Origin of the sequence: Paenibacillus jilunlii (assembly GCF_900102965.1) — a bacterium.
GTDB lineage: Bacteria > Bacillota > Bacilli > Paenibacillales > Paenibacillaceae > Paenibacillus_AQ > Paenibacillus_AQ jilunlii.
The window spans coordinates 27,263-42,693 of sequence record NZ_FNGM01000006.1 but is presented as its reverse complement, the minus strand read 5'-3'; the positions used below and the strand labels follow the sequence as shown (position 1 = coordinate 42,693).

Here is a 15,431-nt window from a genome sequence, read left to right as displayed (position 1 = left end):
ACCTGCTCTATTTTAGAGGGGAGGCGATTGACATGAAACAGCGTAAGGTGCCGCTGCGCAAATGCGTTGCCAGCCAGGAGATGATGCCCAAAAAAGAGCTGATTCGCGTGGTGAGAACGCCGGAGGGCGAAGTGCTGATTGACCTGACAGGCAAAAAGTCGGGCCGTGGCGCTTATATATGCGGCAAACTGGAATGTTTTAAGCTGGCACAAAAGAACAAAGCACTTGACCGTGCACTCAAATGTCAAGTGAGTCCGGAAATTTATGCCCAGCTTGCCCGGGATTTTGCATCCGTGGAGGAGCAGTTTCTGGCAGCAAAGGATAGTGAGGACAATGAGTAAGGCACTTTCTTATTTAGGGCTTGCCATGAGAGCGGGCAAGATTGTCACCGGCGACGAAGCTGTGCTGAAAGCGGTACGGTCTTCGGAGGCGAAGCTGGTCGTCCTGGCTGGTGATGCTTCAGAAAATACTCAGAAAAAGTTCCGCGACAAGTGCGGGACCTACGATATTCCACTAGTAATCGCATTTCACCGGGATGAACTCGGTGCAAGTATTGGTAAAGACCAGCGCGTAGTGCTGGCCGTTACGGATAAAGGATTCGCGGAAATGATCTCCAGAGTGCTGGGAGATACTGTCGGAGGTGGAGTTATTGACTAAAGAAGACAATAAGGATAAGCTGCGCGTGTATGAATACGCGAAATCGCTCAACATGAGCAGTAAAGAAATTATTACAATTCTGAAGCGTTTGAATGTTCCTGTGAATAATCATATGAGTGTCATGGAGAATGGCTCCGTGAGCAAAGTTGAACAGTTCTTCAAGGATATCAAGTCAAATGCTGCAGCCAAGCGGGATAGCGGAACCAGCAGCCGTCCGGCATCTGCCGGAACGGTAACCGCTGAACCCCAAAGCGCTCAGAATGCCAACAAAAATCAACCGGAAAAGCAGGTAGGTATGAACAGTAACCAAAACAACAACCAATCGACGACGTCCCCAAGGCCCCAAAGCGGACAAGATTCCCGCAGAGCAACATCAGGTTCAGCACAAAATTCACGCCCGCAAAGCAGTGCAAGCGGCAACCGTCCGCAAGGCAGCTCCACAGGCAGCCGCCCGCAGGGCAGTTCCACTAGCGGACGCACGCAAGGCAATTCCACAGGCGGCAATCGTCCGCAAGGCAATTCCACGGGCAGCCGTCCGCAAGGCAGCTCTACGGGCAACCGTCCGCAGGGCAGCTCCACGGGCAGCCGTCCGCAAGGCAGCTCTACAGGCAGCCGCCCGCAAGGCCAAGGCGGCGGTGCGCCACGTACTGGAGACCGTCCACAGGGTCAAGGCGGAGCGCGTACCGCTGACAGCCGTCCGCAAGGCCAAGGCGGCGGAGATTTCTCCCGTGGCGGCGACAGAGGACCCAAGAAGAACACTAACGGCGGCAGACCGAACAACAACAGCGGTCAAAAACGTTTTGAAGACGGCAAAGGCGGTAATTTCCGCGGCCGGGGCGGTAAAAACAACCGTGGCCGAAGCAATCAGCCGGTCCGTGAAAAAATCGACAACACCCCTAAGAAAATCATTGTCCGCGGCAGCATGACTGTCGGTGAAACTGCTAAGCTGCTTCATAAGGACGCTTCTGAAGTCATCAAGAAGCTGATATCCATGGGGGTTATGGCTACAATTAACCAGGAGCTCGACATTGACACGATTCTGCTGCTCTCCAGCGAATTCGGAGTGGAAGTTGAAGTCAAGATTCCAGTGGATGAAGACAGCTTTGAGACAGTGGAAGAGAACGATTCCGAAGAGGATCTGCAGACTCGTCCTCCGGTCGTAACCATCATGGGTCACGTTGACCATGGTAAAACGACCTTGCTGGATGCCATTCGCTCAACGAATGTAACCGGCGGCGAAGCCGGCGGGATTACCCAGCATATCGGTGCTTATCAAGTCGAAATCAACCACAAAAAGATCACGTTCCTCGATACACCGGGCCACGAAGCGTTTACCGCGATGCGTGCCCGTGGTGCCCAGGTAACGGATATGACCATTATCGTAGTTGCCGCCGATGACGGCGTGATGCCGCAGACGGTGGAAGCAATCAACCATGCCAAGGCTGCAGGCCTGCCGATCATTGTTGCTGTCAACAAGATCGACAAACCGGGTGCAGACCCTGACCGGGTGAAGCAGGAGCTTACCAACTATGAGCTGGTGCCGGAAGAGTGGGGCGGAGATACGATTTTCGTTAACCTGTCAGCCAAACAGCGCATCAACCTTGAAGAGCTGCTGGAAATGATTCTGCTCGTTGCCGAAGTGAATGAGTACAAAGCAAACCCTGACAAACGGGCACGCGGTACCGTCATCGAAGCAGAGCTTGATAAGAACCGTGGACCAGTTGCCCGGATTCTGGTACAGAATGGTACGCTGAAGGTCGGCGACGCCTTTGTAGCAGGGAACTGCTTTGGACGTGTACGCGCCATGGTGAATGACAAAGGACGCAAGATCAAGGAAGCAGGTCCTTCCACACCAGTGGAAATCACGGGTCTGACTGAAGTTCCGCAAGCCGGCGATCCGTTCATGGCGTTTGAAGATGAGCGTAAAGCCCGTGCGATTGCAGACAGACGTTCCACAACACAGCGCCAGTCTGAGCTGAATACGAACACCCGGGTAACGCTGGATGATCTGTTCAAGCACATCAAAGAAGGCGAGATCAAAGACCTGAACGTGATCATCAAAGGTGACGTGCAGGGTTCAGTTGAAGCACTCAAAGGCTCCTTAGCCAAAATTGAAGTTGAAGGCGTGCGTGTGAAGATTATCCATAGTGGTGCGGGTGCGATTACGGAATCCGACATTACCCTGGCGGCGGCTTCCAATGCGATTGTAATCGGCTTTAACGTGCGTCCGGATGCCCAGACCAAAGCCGCAGCCGAGCAGGAAAAAGTTGATGTCCGTCTGCATAACATCATTTACAATGTAATCGAAGAAATTGAAAGTGCCATGAAAGGCATGCTTGATCCCGTCTACAAAGAGAACATTATCGGCCATGCCGAAGTGCGCAACGTCTTCAAAATCAGCAAAGTGGGAACCATTGCAGGTTGTATGGTTACTTCAGGCAAAATTACCCGCAATGCCGAAATGCGCCTGATCCGCAGCGGTATTGTTGTCTTCCAAGGCAAGATCGACACCTTGAAGCGTTTCAAGGATGATGCCAAAGAAGTGGCACAGGGTTATGAATGTGGCATAACTTTGGAACGCTATAATGATGTCGTCGAAGGCGACATTATCGAAGCGTTTATCATGGAGACGGTTGAGCGCTAAGCGAAGAGGTGATATAGATGTCTAAAATCAGAGCCGGACGGGTTGGCGAGCAGATCAAAAAAGAACTTAGCCAGCTGATCCAAAGCGGTCTTAAAGACCCCCGCGTCGGGTTTGTAACTGTTACCGGCGTGGATGTGACGAACGATCTGTCACAGGCCAAAGTGTACCTGAGTGTTTTCGGGGACCAAGAGCAGGTCACAGGTTCCCTAAAAGCGATTGAGAAGGCCAATGGCTTTCTCCGCTCGGAGCTTGGCAAAGCGATCCGCCTGCGCCATACGCCTGAGCTGATCTTCAAGATTGACGAATCCGTTGCTTACGGAAGCCATATCGAGAAGCTGCTTGGTGAAATCGGCAAGAATGAAGAAAGCTAGGAAACATAAAGGAGACGGCGAATGCAGAGCTATGAACAAAGTCTCCAGCAGACCCGTAAGTTTCTGCTGGAACACGACGACTATCTTGTAGTGTCGCATATTCAGCCGGACGGAGATGCAGTCAGCTCCACCCTCGCGGTGGGCTGGCTTCTCTCATGTCTGGGCAAAAAATATACTATGCTGAACGAAGGGCCGATCCCGCAGCGGATGGAATACTTGTGGCATGCCGGTGAGATAGTCAATCTGGCAGAAGGGGAGCTTCCCCGCGGGTACAGCCATGTCATTTGCGTTGATTGCGCCGATTTTCAGCGTGTAGGACTGACCCAGCGCCATTTTGCCCCCGATGCCCTCATCGTAAATATTGATCATCATCCTACGAACAACGGTTATGGCTTCATTAATTTGATTAAACCCGATGCTGCTGCAACTGCGGAGATTTTATTCGATCTGCTGAAGACATTTGAGGTGGAATGGGATATTGATATCGCGACCGCCCTCTATACCGGACTGCTCACGGATACCGGAGGCTTTCGCTACAGCAATACTTCTCCTAAAGTGATGGCGGCGGTGTCTGAGCTGCTTGAGCTCGGTGTCAATGGTCCGACGCTTGCGGAAACGCTGCTGGAGGAGATGACACTGGGGCAGGTCAAGGTGCTGAACCGGGCGCTGAGTACATTGCAGCTCTCCCCGGAAGGCGATATTGCCTGGGTATCCGTAACACCTCAGGATATGCTGGATTGCGAAGCCGCAAACGAAGATCTTGAAGGCATCGTTAACTATCCGCGCAATATCCGTGGCGTAGAGGTAGGAATTCTGTTCAAGGTTATTCATGAGCGTGCCGTAAAAGCAAGTTTCCGGTCTGCAGGTAAGGTAGATGTGGCCGCTTTGGCGCAAGTGTTTGGCGGAGGCGGGCATACCCGGGCTGCGGGTGCGCGCATCGATGCGACACTGGAAGATGCTATTCCAATAGTGCTGCAGGAGGTCAGACGTCATTTATGAGTGAGCTTACAGGTGTTCTGGCTGTCTATAAGCCTGCCGGCTTCACTTCACATGATGTTGTTGCCAAGGCCCGGCGCATTCTCGGCATGAAGCGGATCGGCCACACGGGGACACTTGATCCCCAGGTAACAGGTGTCCTGCCTCTTTGTCTTGGACGGGCTACGCGTGTCGTGGAATACATCCAGGAACTGCCCAAAGAGTATGTAGCCACACTGCGGCTCGGCCTATCCAGTGATACCGAGGATTTAACCGGAACGATTACGGAAACTGTAGATGAGGTGCATGTTACGGAAGCGGAAGTGCTCGCAGTGCTTAAGTCTTTTCAAGGTGTGATTTCTCAGGTTCCGCCCATGTATTCTGCTGTCAAGGTTGACGGCAAACGTCTCTATGAGCTCGCAAGGGAAGGGAAAACCGTTGAGCGTAAGAGCCGAGAAGTGGAAATCTATGAAATTGAAATGACCGGCATGGTCTGGAACGGTAATCATCCGGATGTTACGTTCCGTGTGCTGTGCTCTAAAGGCACGTACATCCGCACCCTATGCGTGGATATCGGCCGTGCGCTTGGACTACCTGGTGTCATGGTGAAGCTTGAGCGGACGATGTCTGCCGGGATATCCGCAAGCCATTGCCTGACCCTCGAACAAATCGCTGAACACAAAGAGGCTGGTACCCTGGAGGAGCATTTGATTGCGGCGGACGAGGCGATCCCGCATCTGCCCAGACATACAGTGATGGACGAGAAGAAAAAAGCAGCGCTGCAGGGGCAGCGTCTGTCTCCCCGCCATGTAGCACCCGAAGTAAAGCGGAACGGGCATTTTCGGCTTTATGATGAGCAGGGCGGGTTTCTGGGAATATATGAATTGGAAGAAACCGGAGCCATCGCGCCTGTAAAAGTATTCGCACAAGCTTGACTATTAATTTCATTAGTGAATTGTAGGTGAGAAACAGCGTGAGAACCATAACCTTAAGCTATCCGTTGCCGCCGGAGACTGCAGCGAAGTGGGCACAGCCGCAAGTAGCTGCCCTGGGGCAGTTTGACGGGCTGCACCGCGGACACGCCAGTGTCATAGAATCCGCTGTTGCACTGGCCCGCAAAGAAGGCATACCGGCTGCAGTCATGACCTTCCATCCGCATCCCAAGGATGTTATGGGCAAGGGGGATTATGACGGATATTTGACCCCGGCGAAGGACAAGCAGGAGATTCTTGCCGGCATGGGTGTCGATATTTTGTATATTATTGAATTTAACGAGCAGTTGTCCCGGGTAAGTCCGGAGGACTTTGTGTCTGTGATGCTGCTGCCGCTGCAGATTGCAACTGCCGTGGTTGGCTTTGATTTCCATTTCGGCTATCTGGGCAAAGGTGATCCAGACCGGCTCCGTGAGCTGGGGGATGGGATGATGAATGTCCTAACTGCCCCTCCGTTCCTGATTGAAGGACAGAAGGTAAGCAGCTCCGGGATACGCAAGAGTCTCCAGAATGGTGATCTTACCCTGGCGAATACATGGTTCGGGCGCTGTTATCATCTGCGGGGAACGGTAGTTCATGGCGAGAAGCGCGGACGCACTATAGGTTTTCCTACAGCCAATGTGCAGCTCGAAGACCGGTATGTTATTCCCGCCAAGGGGGTCTACGCGGTCAGAGTCTTTTATAAGGATGAAGTTCTGCACGGGGTAATGAACGTAGGTGTGAAGCCTACCTTCCACGAAGGGGTAACAGCGCCCAGCTTTGAGGTGCATCTGTTTGATTTTGCGGGAGATATCTACGGGCAGGAGCTTAAGGTGGAGCTGGTTTCCTTCATCCGTCCTGAACGCAAGTTCGACTCCATTCATGCCTTGATCGCGCAGATTAGGGAAGATGCCAACACCGCCAAAGACTTGCTGGAAAAAGAATCCTGATTCACTGTGGACATGCCGTTTACATTTGTCTTCGAAGGTGCTATACTGATTAACGTTGCTGGAATGACAGCATCATAACCTTAGCTTGGTTGCATGTTCTCACCGACGGTGACGAGGCTATTGGCGATTATATTGAAGGAGGTGAACAGGATGGCATTAACTCAAGAACGTAAACATCAATTGATTGACGAGCACAAAACTCATGAATCCGATACTGGATCCCCTGAGGTGCAAGTTGCTATCCTAACGGAGAACATCGTTAATTTGACTGACCACTTGCGTACGCACAAGAAGGATCACCATTCCCGCCGCGGACTGCTGAAGATGGTTGGACAACGTCGTAAACTGCTGGCGTATTTGAAGAACAAAGACATCAGACGTTACAGCGCCCTGATCGAAAAACTGGGATTGCGTCGCTAATTTTCCATAATCATTACCCTAAAGCAGCCTGGTTGTATACCGTATGTCCTTCTTACGAGCGACAGCGGGACAGCCGGGTTGCTTTTTGAAAATTTAGGGAAAACTATTGCAGGCGGCAAGTGGATATGATTTGCACAAAACGGCTATTTAACCTCTGCTTGGGGACAAGCCGTTTTTGCTTGAAAGATAAGAATTTATTAGGCGTTATGCTGAAACCTGTGATGATAAAGACAGGTCTACTACCATTTAAGGAGGGATTTTATGGAAAAACGTGTAGAAATGCAGCTTGGCGGAAGACGCCTTGTGCTTGAAACGGGCCGCCTTGCCAAACAGGCAAATGCTGCAGTTATGGTACGATATGGTGACACTTCAGTATTGTGTACGGTTACAGCTTCCAGCGAACCCAAAGATCTTGATTTTTTCCCGCTTACAGTTAACTATGAGGAAAGATTATATGCGGTTGGTAAAATTCCTGGAGGCTTCATCAAACGTGAGGGCAGACCCAGTGAAAAAGCGATTCTGTCCAGCCGTCTGACAGACCGTCCAATCCGCCCGCTGTTTCCCGAAGGATTCCGCAACGACGTCCAGGTGCTTAATCTGGTAATGAGCGTGGATCAGGATTGTGCGCCGGATATTGCCGCTATGATTGGTACCTCCGCTGCGCTCAGCATTTCCGATGTGCCGTTTGACGGACCGATCGGTGGTGTGGCTGTGGGCCGAATTAACGGTGAATTCGTCATTAATCCGGACGTTGCGCAGCAAGCGGTCAGCGATATTTATGTAGTCGTAGCCGGAACCAAGGACGCCATCATGATGGTGGAAGCTGAAGCCAATGAAGTGCCGGAAGATGTTATGCTGGAAGCTATCATGTTCGGACATGATGAAATCCGCAAGATCGTAGCTGTGATTGAGGAACTGGTTGCAGTTGCCGGTAAAGAAAAAATGGCCGTGAAGCTGCACACGGTAGACAGCGAAGTGAATGCAGAGGTCCGCGCTTATGCACAGATCCGTCTGGTCGAAGCTGTAAAAATTGCCGAGAAACATGCCCGCCAGGATGCCATCGACCTGATCAACAATGAAACGGTGGAGTATTTCGCAGAGAAATACATAGAAACACCGGAGCTGCTGAAGGATGTCAAGGAAGTATTGCATGATATCGTCAAGGATGAAGTAAGACGTCTGATCACACATGACAAGATCCGTCCGGATGGGCGCAAGCTGGATGAAATCCGTCCTATCGAATGCGATACGGCTTTGCTGCCGCGCACCCATGGTTCCGGGCTCTTCACACGCGGACAGACTCAGATCCTTAGCGTATGTACGCTTGGTGCGCTTGGAGATGTGCAGATTCTGGACGGGATTGATCCGGCCGAAACGAAACGTTTCATGCACCACTACAACTTTCCGCCGTTCAGCGTAGGGGAAGCCCGCCCGCTTAGAGCACCGGGACGCCGCGAGATTGGACACGGAGCCCTTGGGGAACGCGCATTGTCCAAAGTGATTCCAAGTGAAACTGAATTCCCGTACACAATTCGCCTGGTGTCAGAAGCCATTGAATCCAATGGTTCAACTTCCCAAGCGAGTATTTGCGCCAGCATCTTGGCCATGATGGATGCGGGTGTGCCGATTAAGGCGCCTGTAGCCGGTGTAGCTATGGGTCTGATCAAAGACGGAGAGCATGTATCGATCCTGACAGATATTCAGGGAATGGAAGATCATCTGGGCGATATGGACTTCAAGGTGGCAGGTACGGCTGAAGGGGTTACAGCGATTCAGATGGATATCAAGATCGCCGGTATTGACCGTAAGATTCTTCAGGATGCGCTGCAGCAGGCCAAAGAAGGACGGATGTTCATCTTGGGTAAAATGATGGAAGCCATCTCCGAGCCTAGACAAAGTCTGTCCAAATACGCTCCAAAAATCATTATCATCAACATCAATCCGGACAAAATCCGTGATGTCATCGGTGCAGGCGGCAAGATCATTAACAAAATCATTGAAGAAACCGGCGTAAAGATCGATATCGAGCAGGATGGCCGTGTCTTCATCGGTTCTTCGGACGAAGCGATGATTCAAAAAGCCCGCGGCATTATCGAAGGCATTGTGCGTGAGGTACAGGTCGGCGAAATTTATGTGGGTACAGTCAGACGCATCGAGAAGTTTGGTGCCTTTGTCGAACTGATTCCGGGTAAAGACGGACTGGTGCATATTTCCCAGCTGTCCACAGAACGTGTAGCCAAGGTTGAAGATGTAGTGGCTATCGGCGACACAATTACTGTAAAAGTCACTGAAATCGACCAGCAGGGCCGCGTCAATCTGTCGCGCAAAGCTGTGCTCACTTCAGAAGGCGCAGCCAAGGCGTAATTTCACCATAAGCCTGAAACGAATTAAATACATGAACGGAAGAGACAGAAGCAGTTTTGTTCTGGCTCTTTTTTAAATTGCAGACATTGGACATATTTTTCTTCATGGATTCATAGGCTGGGACAAAGCGTCTCTGCACCTGTCTTGTGCCGGGACGGACAAATGAACCGTTTCGGCCGGGGAGGAAAGACGTCATGAAGACGGAAAAAGCGGCACTTGTGCTGGCCTGTATTGCTGTGGTGATCGGGATCGGCAGTACATATGGGCCGGTGAAGGAAATGCTGGCCCAGCTTAAGCCGCAGACTGGGCTGGCTGTATGGAGCAGGGTCTACACAGAAACCCAGGATGATTTGCGCACAAGCATCGAGAGTAAGGCCGCCAAGCTGAACAGCCCGCCTGTGGATGCAACCGTTGACCGGGTATGGAAGGCTATACCGGGTTATAACGGGCTGGAAGTGGATGTGGAGGCAACATACCGGAATGCTAAGCTGAAGGGGCCTAATGCTGGCTTAAAGCTGCTGTACCGCCAGATTAAACCTAAGATTTCACTGGATGACCTGGGGGCTCAGCCGATCTACCGGGGCAATCCGGCGAAGCCGATGGTATCCCTGATGATCAATGTGGCTTGGGGCAACCCGTACATTATCCCAATGCTGGACATCTTAGATCAGGAAAAGGTGAAAGTCACCTTTTTCCTGGACGGCAGCTGGCTCAGCCGCAATAAAGAGCTGGCCGCGGAAATGCTGAAACGCGGGCATGAAATGGAAAATCACGCCTATACCCATCCCAATATGAGCACTTTGAGCCGGGCGCGGGCCACAGCCGAAATCCAGAAAACGCAAAACCTGCTCAAAGAAAGCCTGGGAGTGACCAATATCTGGTTTGCCCCTCCATCCGGCGACTTTGACCAGGAGACTGTAGACATTGCCGCCTCGTTGGGGCTGAAAACAGTGTTGTGGACGCTGGATACAGTGGACTGGCGCAATCCTTCTCCGGATTCGATCATTTCCAAAATCAGCAGCAAAGCGGAGCCGGGAACCTTAATTCTAATGCACCCGACAGCTTCTTCATCGCAGGCGCTCCTGGGGATGATCCGGGGAATAAAAGCTAAAGGCTTGCAGCTGGGAACGGTCAGCCAGACGCTCTCAGCGGAGCGTGTGCTGCCTGCGGATGTTGAGTGAGCCGCCTAATTCTGGTAGGATAAGAGGCGCGTATACCAAAATACAGATAGAACCAGGGCTATGCCAGGAGGATTTAGAAGTGGAAAAAATAGTGTTGTCAAACGGCCTCAGGGTGGTAACTGAAAAAATTCCCACCGGCCGATCCGTTTCCTTTGGAATATGGGTCAAAACAGGCTCCCGCAATGAGACTCCGCTGAACAACGGGATTTCTCATTTTATTGAGCATATGCTGTTCAAAGGAACCGACCGGTACAGCGCCAAGGATATTGCTGAACAGTTCGACGCTATTGGCGGCAACGTCAATGCGTTTACCTCTAAGGAATATACATGCTATTATGCCAAAGTGCTGGATGAGCATCTGCCGATTGCGGTGGATGTGCTGGCCGATATGTTTTTCCGTTCGCGGTTGGATGCCGAAGAGCTGGCGAAGGAGAAAAATGTCATTCTTGAGGAAATCGCCATGTGCGAGGACACACCGGATGATCTGGTGCATGATCTGATGTGCGCCGCAGCCTACGGTGAGCACCCGCTGGCCTATTCCATTCTGGGACTCAAGGAGCGGCTTCAGGAAATGACCCCGGATGATCTCCGGGCCTACATGAAGGCACAGTATACGATTGAGAACACAGTGATCAGCGTAGCCGGCAACATCAATGACGGGCTGCAAGAGCTGCTGGAGAAGCACTTCGGTTCTTTTCAGAATCATGGCGAATCCGCAGCGCTGGCGGTACCCGATTTCCATGGCGAACTGCTGTTCCACCGCAAAAAAACAGAGCAAAACCATATTTGCCTCTCTCTCCCGGGTGTCCAAAGCGGGGGACCGCTGCAATATCCGATGGTGCTGCTGAACAATGCCATCGGTGGCGGCATGAGCTCACGGATGTTCCAGGAAATCCGCGAAAAACGCGGGTTAGCCTATTCGGTCTACTCCTACCACAGCTCCCAGTCGGATAGCGGGATGTTCACGGTATATGCGGGGACTGCGCCGAAGCAGACCAAAGAGGTTACCGAGCTGATCAAAGAAATGATGCATGAGCTTGCCGTCAAGGGGCTCAGCGAGGATGAACTGAGAAAAGGCAAGGAGCAGCTCAAAGGCAGCCTGATCCTCAGCCTCGAAAGCACCAGCAGCCGGATGAACCGTATCGGAAAAAACGAGCTGATGCTGGGAAGACATGATACACTGGATGATATGATCGCCAAAATCCAGCAGGTAACCATGGATGACGTGAATCAGCTGCTGGATCATATGTTTGCACAGCCGCTCGCTTTAGCGATGGTGGGCGCAACAGACAAAGCTATTGCCAATGTTAGGAGAGATGATCTTGTCTTATTACGTTCAAATTAACAAGCTTTCGGGGAATGAGGATGTGGAGCTGCCCCGTAAAATGTCGGAACAGGCTTCGGGTTATGACCTGTATGCCGCCGTGGGCGAAGCGGTTGTCCTCGCTCCGGGGGAGCGTGCACTAATCCCTACCGGGATATCCCTGGCCATGCCGGACGGCTTGGAGGCACAAATCCGGCCGCGCAGCGGGCTGGCGCTGAAGCACGGCATTACCTGCCTGAACACGCCGGGAACGATCGATGCCGATTACCGGGGAGAGATTAAGGTGCTGCTGATCAATCTCGGCCAGGAGCCGTTTGCCATTGCCCGGAATGAACGGATTGCCCAAATGGTTTTTCAGGCGGTTCCGGCTGTGACACTTGTCCAAGTGGAGGAGCTGTCGGAAACTGAGCGCGGTGCCGGCGGCTTTGGCCATACGGGCAAATAACAAGGGCTTCACCGTCTTTTCTTTAAGGCGCGCTTTCATCAATAGCTGCACAATAAGCTTGCGGAGATACCGTTACCGGTATTTATCCGCAGGCTTTTTTATCTTACATTGCAGTGCCCATTATTTCTTCTCCGCTCATCACCCATCCGCAGCCTGCGGCATAAGATGCTCTATAGTCGATAGTGTGTATGTGGAAAGGAGCGTCATCCCTATGCTTACTGGCATCAGGATCGTGTTCCTGGGCGGGGACGCGAGACAGATTGAAGTGATTCGGAAATGTGTGGAAATGGATGCTACGGTAAGCGCTGCCGGGTTCGACAAGTGGGACGCCCCAAGCCCAGGGGTGAGCCTGGAACAAATGTCGGTAGAGCTGCTGAGCCGCGCGGATGTGCTGGTGCTGCCAACGGTGGGGTGTGATGATGAAGGCAATATCAATGCCCTCTTGTCTACGGAGCGCCTGCAGCTGCTGGAGGAACATATTGCCGCGCTTCCGCCAAACTGTATGGTCTATACCGGTATGGCCAAAGGCTACTTGCGCGGCCTGTGCGAGAGACATTCGCTGAAGCTGGTGGAGCTGCTGAGCAGGGACGATGTAGCGATCTACAATTCCATCCCTACAGCAGAGGGAGCATTGGTTATGGCTATTCAGAATACGGATTTTACAATCCATGGTTCTACCTCAATGGTTCTGGGTATGGGCAGAACCGGGTTTACTATGGCCAGAGTGTTGCAGGGCCTCGGTTCAAACGTGAAAGTGGGCGTAAGAAAACAGGAGCATTACGCACGGGCCGAGGAGATGGGCTGGAAGCCCTTTATGACCGGGGAGCTGGTGGCGCATGCGCCGGAGGCGGATCTTATTTTCAACACCATCCCTAGTATGATTATCACCGCACAGGTGTTATCGCGTCTTCCCAGACACTGTGTAATTATCGATCTGGCTTCCGCCCCGGGCGGATGCGATTTCCGCTACGCGGAAAAACGCGGGATCAAGGCCATGCTGGCACCGGGACTGCCCGGAGTCGTTGCTCCCAAAACTGCCGGGATCATTATGGCGGGTGCGCTGGTACAGTCGATATCAGACGAGACTTTTAACAGGGGGGACGTTTAATGGATTGGCATGGAAAAACAGTAGGTTATGCAATTACCGGCTCTCACTGCACGTTTGCCGAGGTCATGCCGCAGATTCAGCGGTTTATGGATGGCGGAGCCAGTGTGGTGCCGATTGTGTCCGCATCCGTGCTGAATACGGACACCCGCTTTGGCGCATCGGAAAATTGGCTAAAACAGTTGAAAGATATAACAGGGAATGATATCATTTCTACAATTGTTGAAGCGGAACCGCTGGGTCCTTCCAAGCTGCTGGATGTGCTTACTATCGCGCCCTGCACTGGGAATACGACAAGTAAATTGGCTAATGCCATGACCGACAGCCCCGTGCTGATGGCCGCCAAATCGCAAATGCGCAACAGCCGCCCACTGGTGCTGGCAATCTCCACCAATGATGGACTTGGCCTGAATGCGGCGAATATCGCGAAGCTCCTGGTTACGAAGAACATTTATTTCGTTCCGTTCGGCCAGGATAATCCGCAGGGCAAGCCGAATTCGCTTGTGGCGCAGATGGACCTCATTCCCGAAACCTGCTACGCGGCTCTGCAGGGCAACCAGCTGCAGCCGATGATTATCGAACGGTTTCATTCAGCATAGACATATGTTTCATGCAGGCACTCTGACCATACAGGTATACATCTGCCGTCCTCATTCCGAGGGCGGTTCAACACTTTATTCAGCTACCTGAATACGGAACCGCACAGGCGGATTCTTTCCATTTACAGTATGGATAGAGTGTGTACGTATTAGCGTGCTTGCTTAGAGAAGTAATGGAGGAATTATACATGGGTATTTTGGTACAAAAATTTGGCGGAACCTCACTCTCTACACCAGCGGCCAGAGAACACGTGATCCGTCATGTCAAACGTGAACTGGCCAGCGGCTTCAGTCTGGTCGTGGTCGTGTCGGCCATGGGGCGCAAAGGGGAACCTTATGCGACCGATACATTGCTGGACTGGGCGGTGCAGAATGGGGATGCTCTGCCCAGCCGGGAGAAGGATCTTCTGATGTGCTGCGGTGAGATTATTTCTGCCACAACCTTGTGCGGCTTACTGGAGCATGAAGGAGTCCCGGCCACTGTGCTGACAGGAGCTCAGGCCGGTTTTCTGACCGATAACAACTACGGCAACGCCCGGATTCTGGATGTGCGGACCGAACGTATTCTGCGCGAATTGCGCGAACACAAAGTAGTTATTGTAACCGGGTTCCAGGGGCAGACCGAAGCCGGTGATTTTACGACCCTTGGACGCGGCGGCAGTGACACTTCGGCTACGGCGCTAGGCGCTGCGCTGCGGGCAGATATGGTCGATATCTATACTGATGTGGACGGCATCCTGACCGCTGATCCGCGGATTGTTGAGGATGCGAAGCAGCTGACATATGTCAGCTATACCGAAATCTGCAACATGGCTTACCAAGGCGCCAAGGTCATTCATCCCCGTGCCGTCGAGATTGCCATGCAGGCCCAGATTCCTGTGCGAGTCCGGTCTACATTTTCTGAAGCCGAAGGTACGCTCGTGACTCATCCGGAGGGGTTCAGCGATGTTTCACATGGAGTGGTCGACCGCTTTGTCACGGGGATCGCTTATGTCAGCAACGTGACCCAGATATCTGTGGAATGCCCCGATGGCAACGGAACCGGTGTACAGCTGCAGATTTTTAAAAGCATGGCCGACAATGGCATCAGTGTGGATTTCATCAATGTAACGCCAACTGAAGCGCTGTATACGGTGAACGATGACAAATCGGAACAGGCGATTGCTGCACTTCAGGAGCTGGGGCTGCGTCCTTCGAGCCTGTCCGGCTGCGCCAAAGTCTCGGTTATCGGAGGCGGGATCAACGGCGTTCCGGGCATCATGGCCCGCATCGTTGAGGCCCTTAGCTCGGAGAATATTCAGATTCTCCAGTCTGCCGATTCCAATACAACCATTTGGGTTCTGGTCAAAAAAGAAGATATGGTGCAGTCGCTGCGCGCGTTGCATGCCAAATTTGAATTACACCGCTGACAAGGAGGAATTCAAA

Annotated in this window: 14 protein-coding genes and 1 pseudogene; all 15 read left to right on the top strand. The window is 52.3% G+C overall.

The window, feature by feature from the left end; all coding sequences use genetic code 11:
- Positions 1-32 precede the first annotated feature (32 nt).
- The 15 genes and pseudogenes from rnpM (at position 33) to dapG (ending at position 15,415) form a co-directional block, all read left to right on the top strand.
- Complete coding sequence (rnpM, locus tag BLQ82_RS12275) at positions 33-341, top strand: RNase P modulator RnpM (RefSeq protein ID WP_019910454.1); 309 nt, start codon at positions 33-35, stop codon at positions 339-341.
- Positions 334-652, top strand: a pseudogene (locus BLQ82_RS12270) (YlxQ family RNA-binding protein); the annotation flags it as partial. The gene rnpM and the pseudogene BLQ82_RS12270, both read left to right, overlap by 8 nt.
- Positions 650-3,301, top strand: a complete 2,652-nt coding sequence (gene infB, locus BLQ82_RS12265) for a translation initiation factor IF-2 (RefSeq protein WP_062523284.1) — start codon at positions 650-652, stop codon at positions 3,299-3,301. The pseudogene BLQ82_RS12270 and the gene infB, both read left to right, overlap by 3 nt.
- A gap of 17 nt (positions 3,302-3,318) precedes the next feature.
- Positions 3,319-3,672 (top strand): 30S ribosome-binding factor RbfA, encoded by a 354-nt coding sequence (rbfA, locus tag BLQ82_RS12260; protein WP_062523285.1) that lies wholly within the window; start codon positions 3,319-3,321, stop codon positions 3,670-3,672.
- Between the two features lie 21 nt (positions 3,673-3,693).
- On the top strand, positions 3,694-4,671 hold the full coding sequence (locus tag BLQ82_RS12255) for a DHH family phosphoesterase (RefSeq protein ID WP_062523286.1): 978 nt from the start codon (positions 3,694-3,696) through the stop codon (positions 4,669-4,671).
- On the top strand, positions 4,668-5,582 hold the full coding sequence (gene truB / locus BLQ82_RS12250) for a tRNA pseudouridine(55) synthase TruB (protein ID WP_062523287.1): 915 nt from the start codon (positions 4,668-4,670) through the stop codon (positions 5,580-5,582). Before BLQ82_RS12255 ends, truB begins: the two co-directional genes overlap by 4 nt.
- Positions 5,583-5,620: 38 nt before the next feature.
- Entirely contained in the window at positions 5,621-6,568 is a 948-nt protein-coding gene (locus BLQ82_RS12245) for a bifunctional riboflavin kinase/FAD synthetase (RefSeq protein ID WP_062523288.1), read from the top strand.
- Positions 6,569-6,718: 150 nt separating this feature from the next.
- Entirely contained in the window at positions 6,719-6,988 is a 270-nt protein-coding gene (gene rpsO / locus BLQ82_RS12240; protein ID WP_019910460.1) for a 30S ribosomal protein S15, read from the top strand.
- Between the two features lie 261 nt (positions 6,989-7,249).
- A complete protein-coding gene (pnp, locus tag BLQ82_RS12235; RefSeq protein ID WP_062523289.1) occupies positions 7,250-9,352 on the top strand; it encodes a polyribonucleotide nucleotidyltransferase in 2,103 nt (700 codons plus the stop codon).
- Positions 9,353-9,546: 194 nt separating this feature from the next.
- The gene (locus BLQ82_RS12230; protein ID WP_062523290.1) at positions 9,547-10,533 is read left to right on the top strand and encodes a polysaccharide deacetylase family protein; all 987 of its coding nucleotides are present in this window, start codon (positions 9,547-9,549) and stop codon (positions 10,531-10,533) included.
- A gap of 79 nt (positions 10,534-10,612) precedes the next feature.
- Positions 10,613-11,878, top strand: a complete 1,266-nt coding sequence (locus tag BLQ82_RS12225) for a M16 family metallopeptidase (protein WP_062523291.1) — start codon at positions 10,613-10,615, stop codon at positions 11,876-11,878.
- Positions 11,856-12,302, top strand: coding sequence for a dUTP diphosphatase (gene dut / locus BLQ82_RS12220; RefSeq protein WP_208810672.1), 447 nt, complete (start codon positions 11,856-11,858; stop codon positions 12,300-12,302). Before BLQ82_RS12225 ends, dut begins: the two co-directional genes overlap by 23 nt.
- 211 nt (positions 12,303-12,513) lie before the next feature.
- A complete protein-coding gene (gene dpsA, locus BLQ82_RS12215; RefSeq protein WP_062523293.1) occupies positions 12,514-13,410 on the top strand; it encodes a dipicolinate synthase subunit DpsA in 897 nt (298 codons plus the stop codon).
- The gene (locus BLQ82_RS12210) at positions 13,410-14,006 is read left to right on the top strand and encodes a dipicolinate synthase subunit B (protein ID WP_062523294.1); all 597 of its coding nucleotides are present in this window, start codon (positions 13,410-13,412) and stop codon (positions 14,004-14,006) included. Before dpsA ends, BLQ82_RS12210 begins: the two co-directional genes overlap by 1 nt.
- 188 nt (positions 14,007-14,194) lie before the next feature.
- Positions 14,195-15,415: an aspartate kinase gene (gene dapG, locus BLQ82_RS12205; RefSeq protein WP_062523295.1), complete on the top strand. Its 1,221-nt coding sequence runs from the start codon at positions 14,195-14,197 to the stop codon at positions 15,413-15,415.
- The last annotated feature ends 16 nt before the right edge of the window (positions 15,416-15,431 follow it).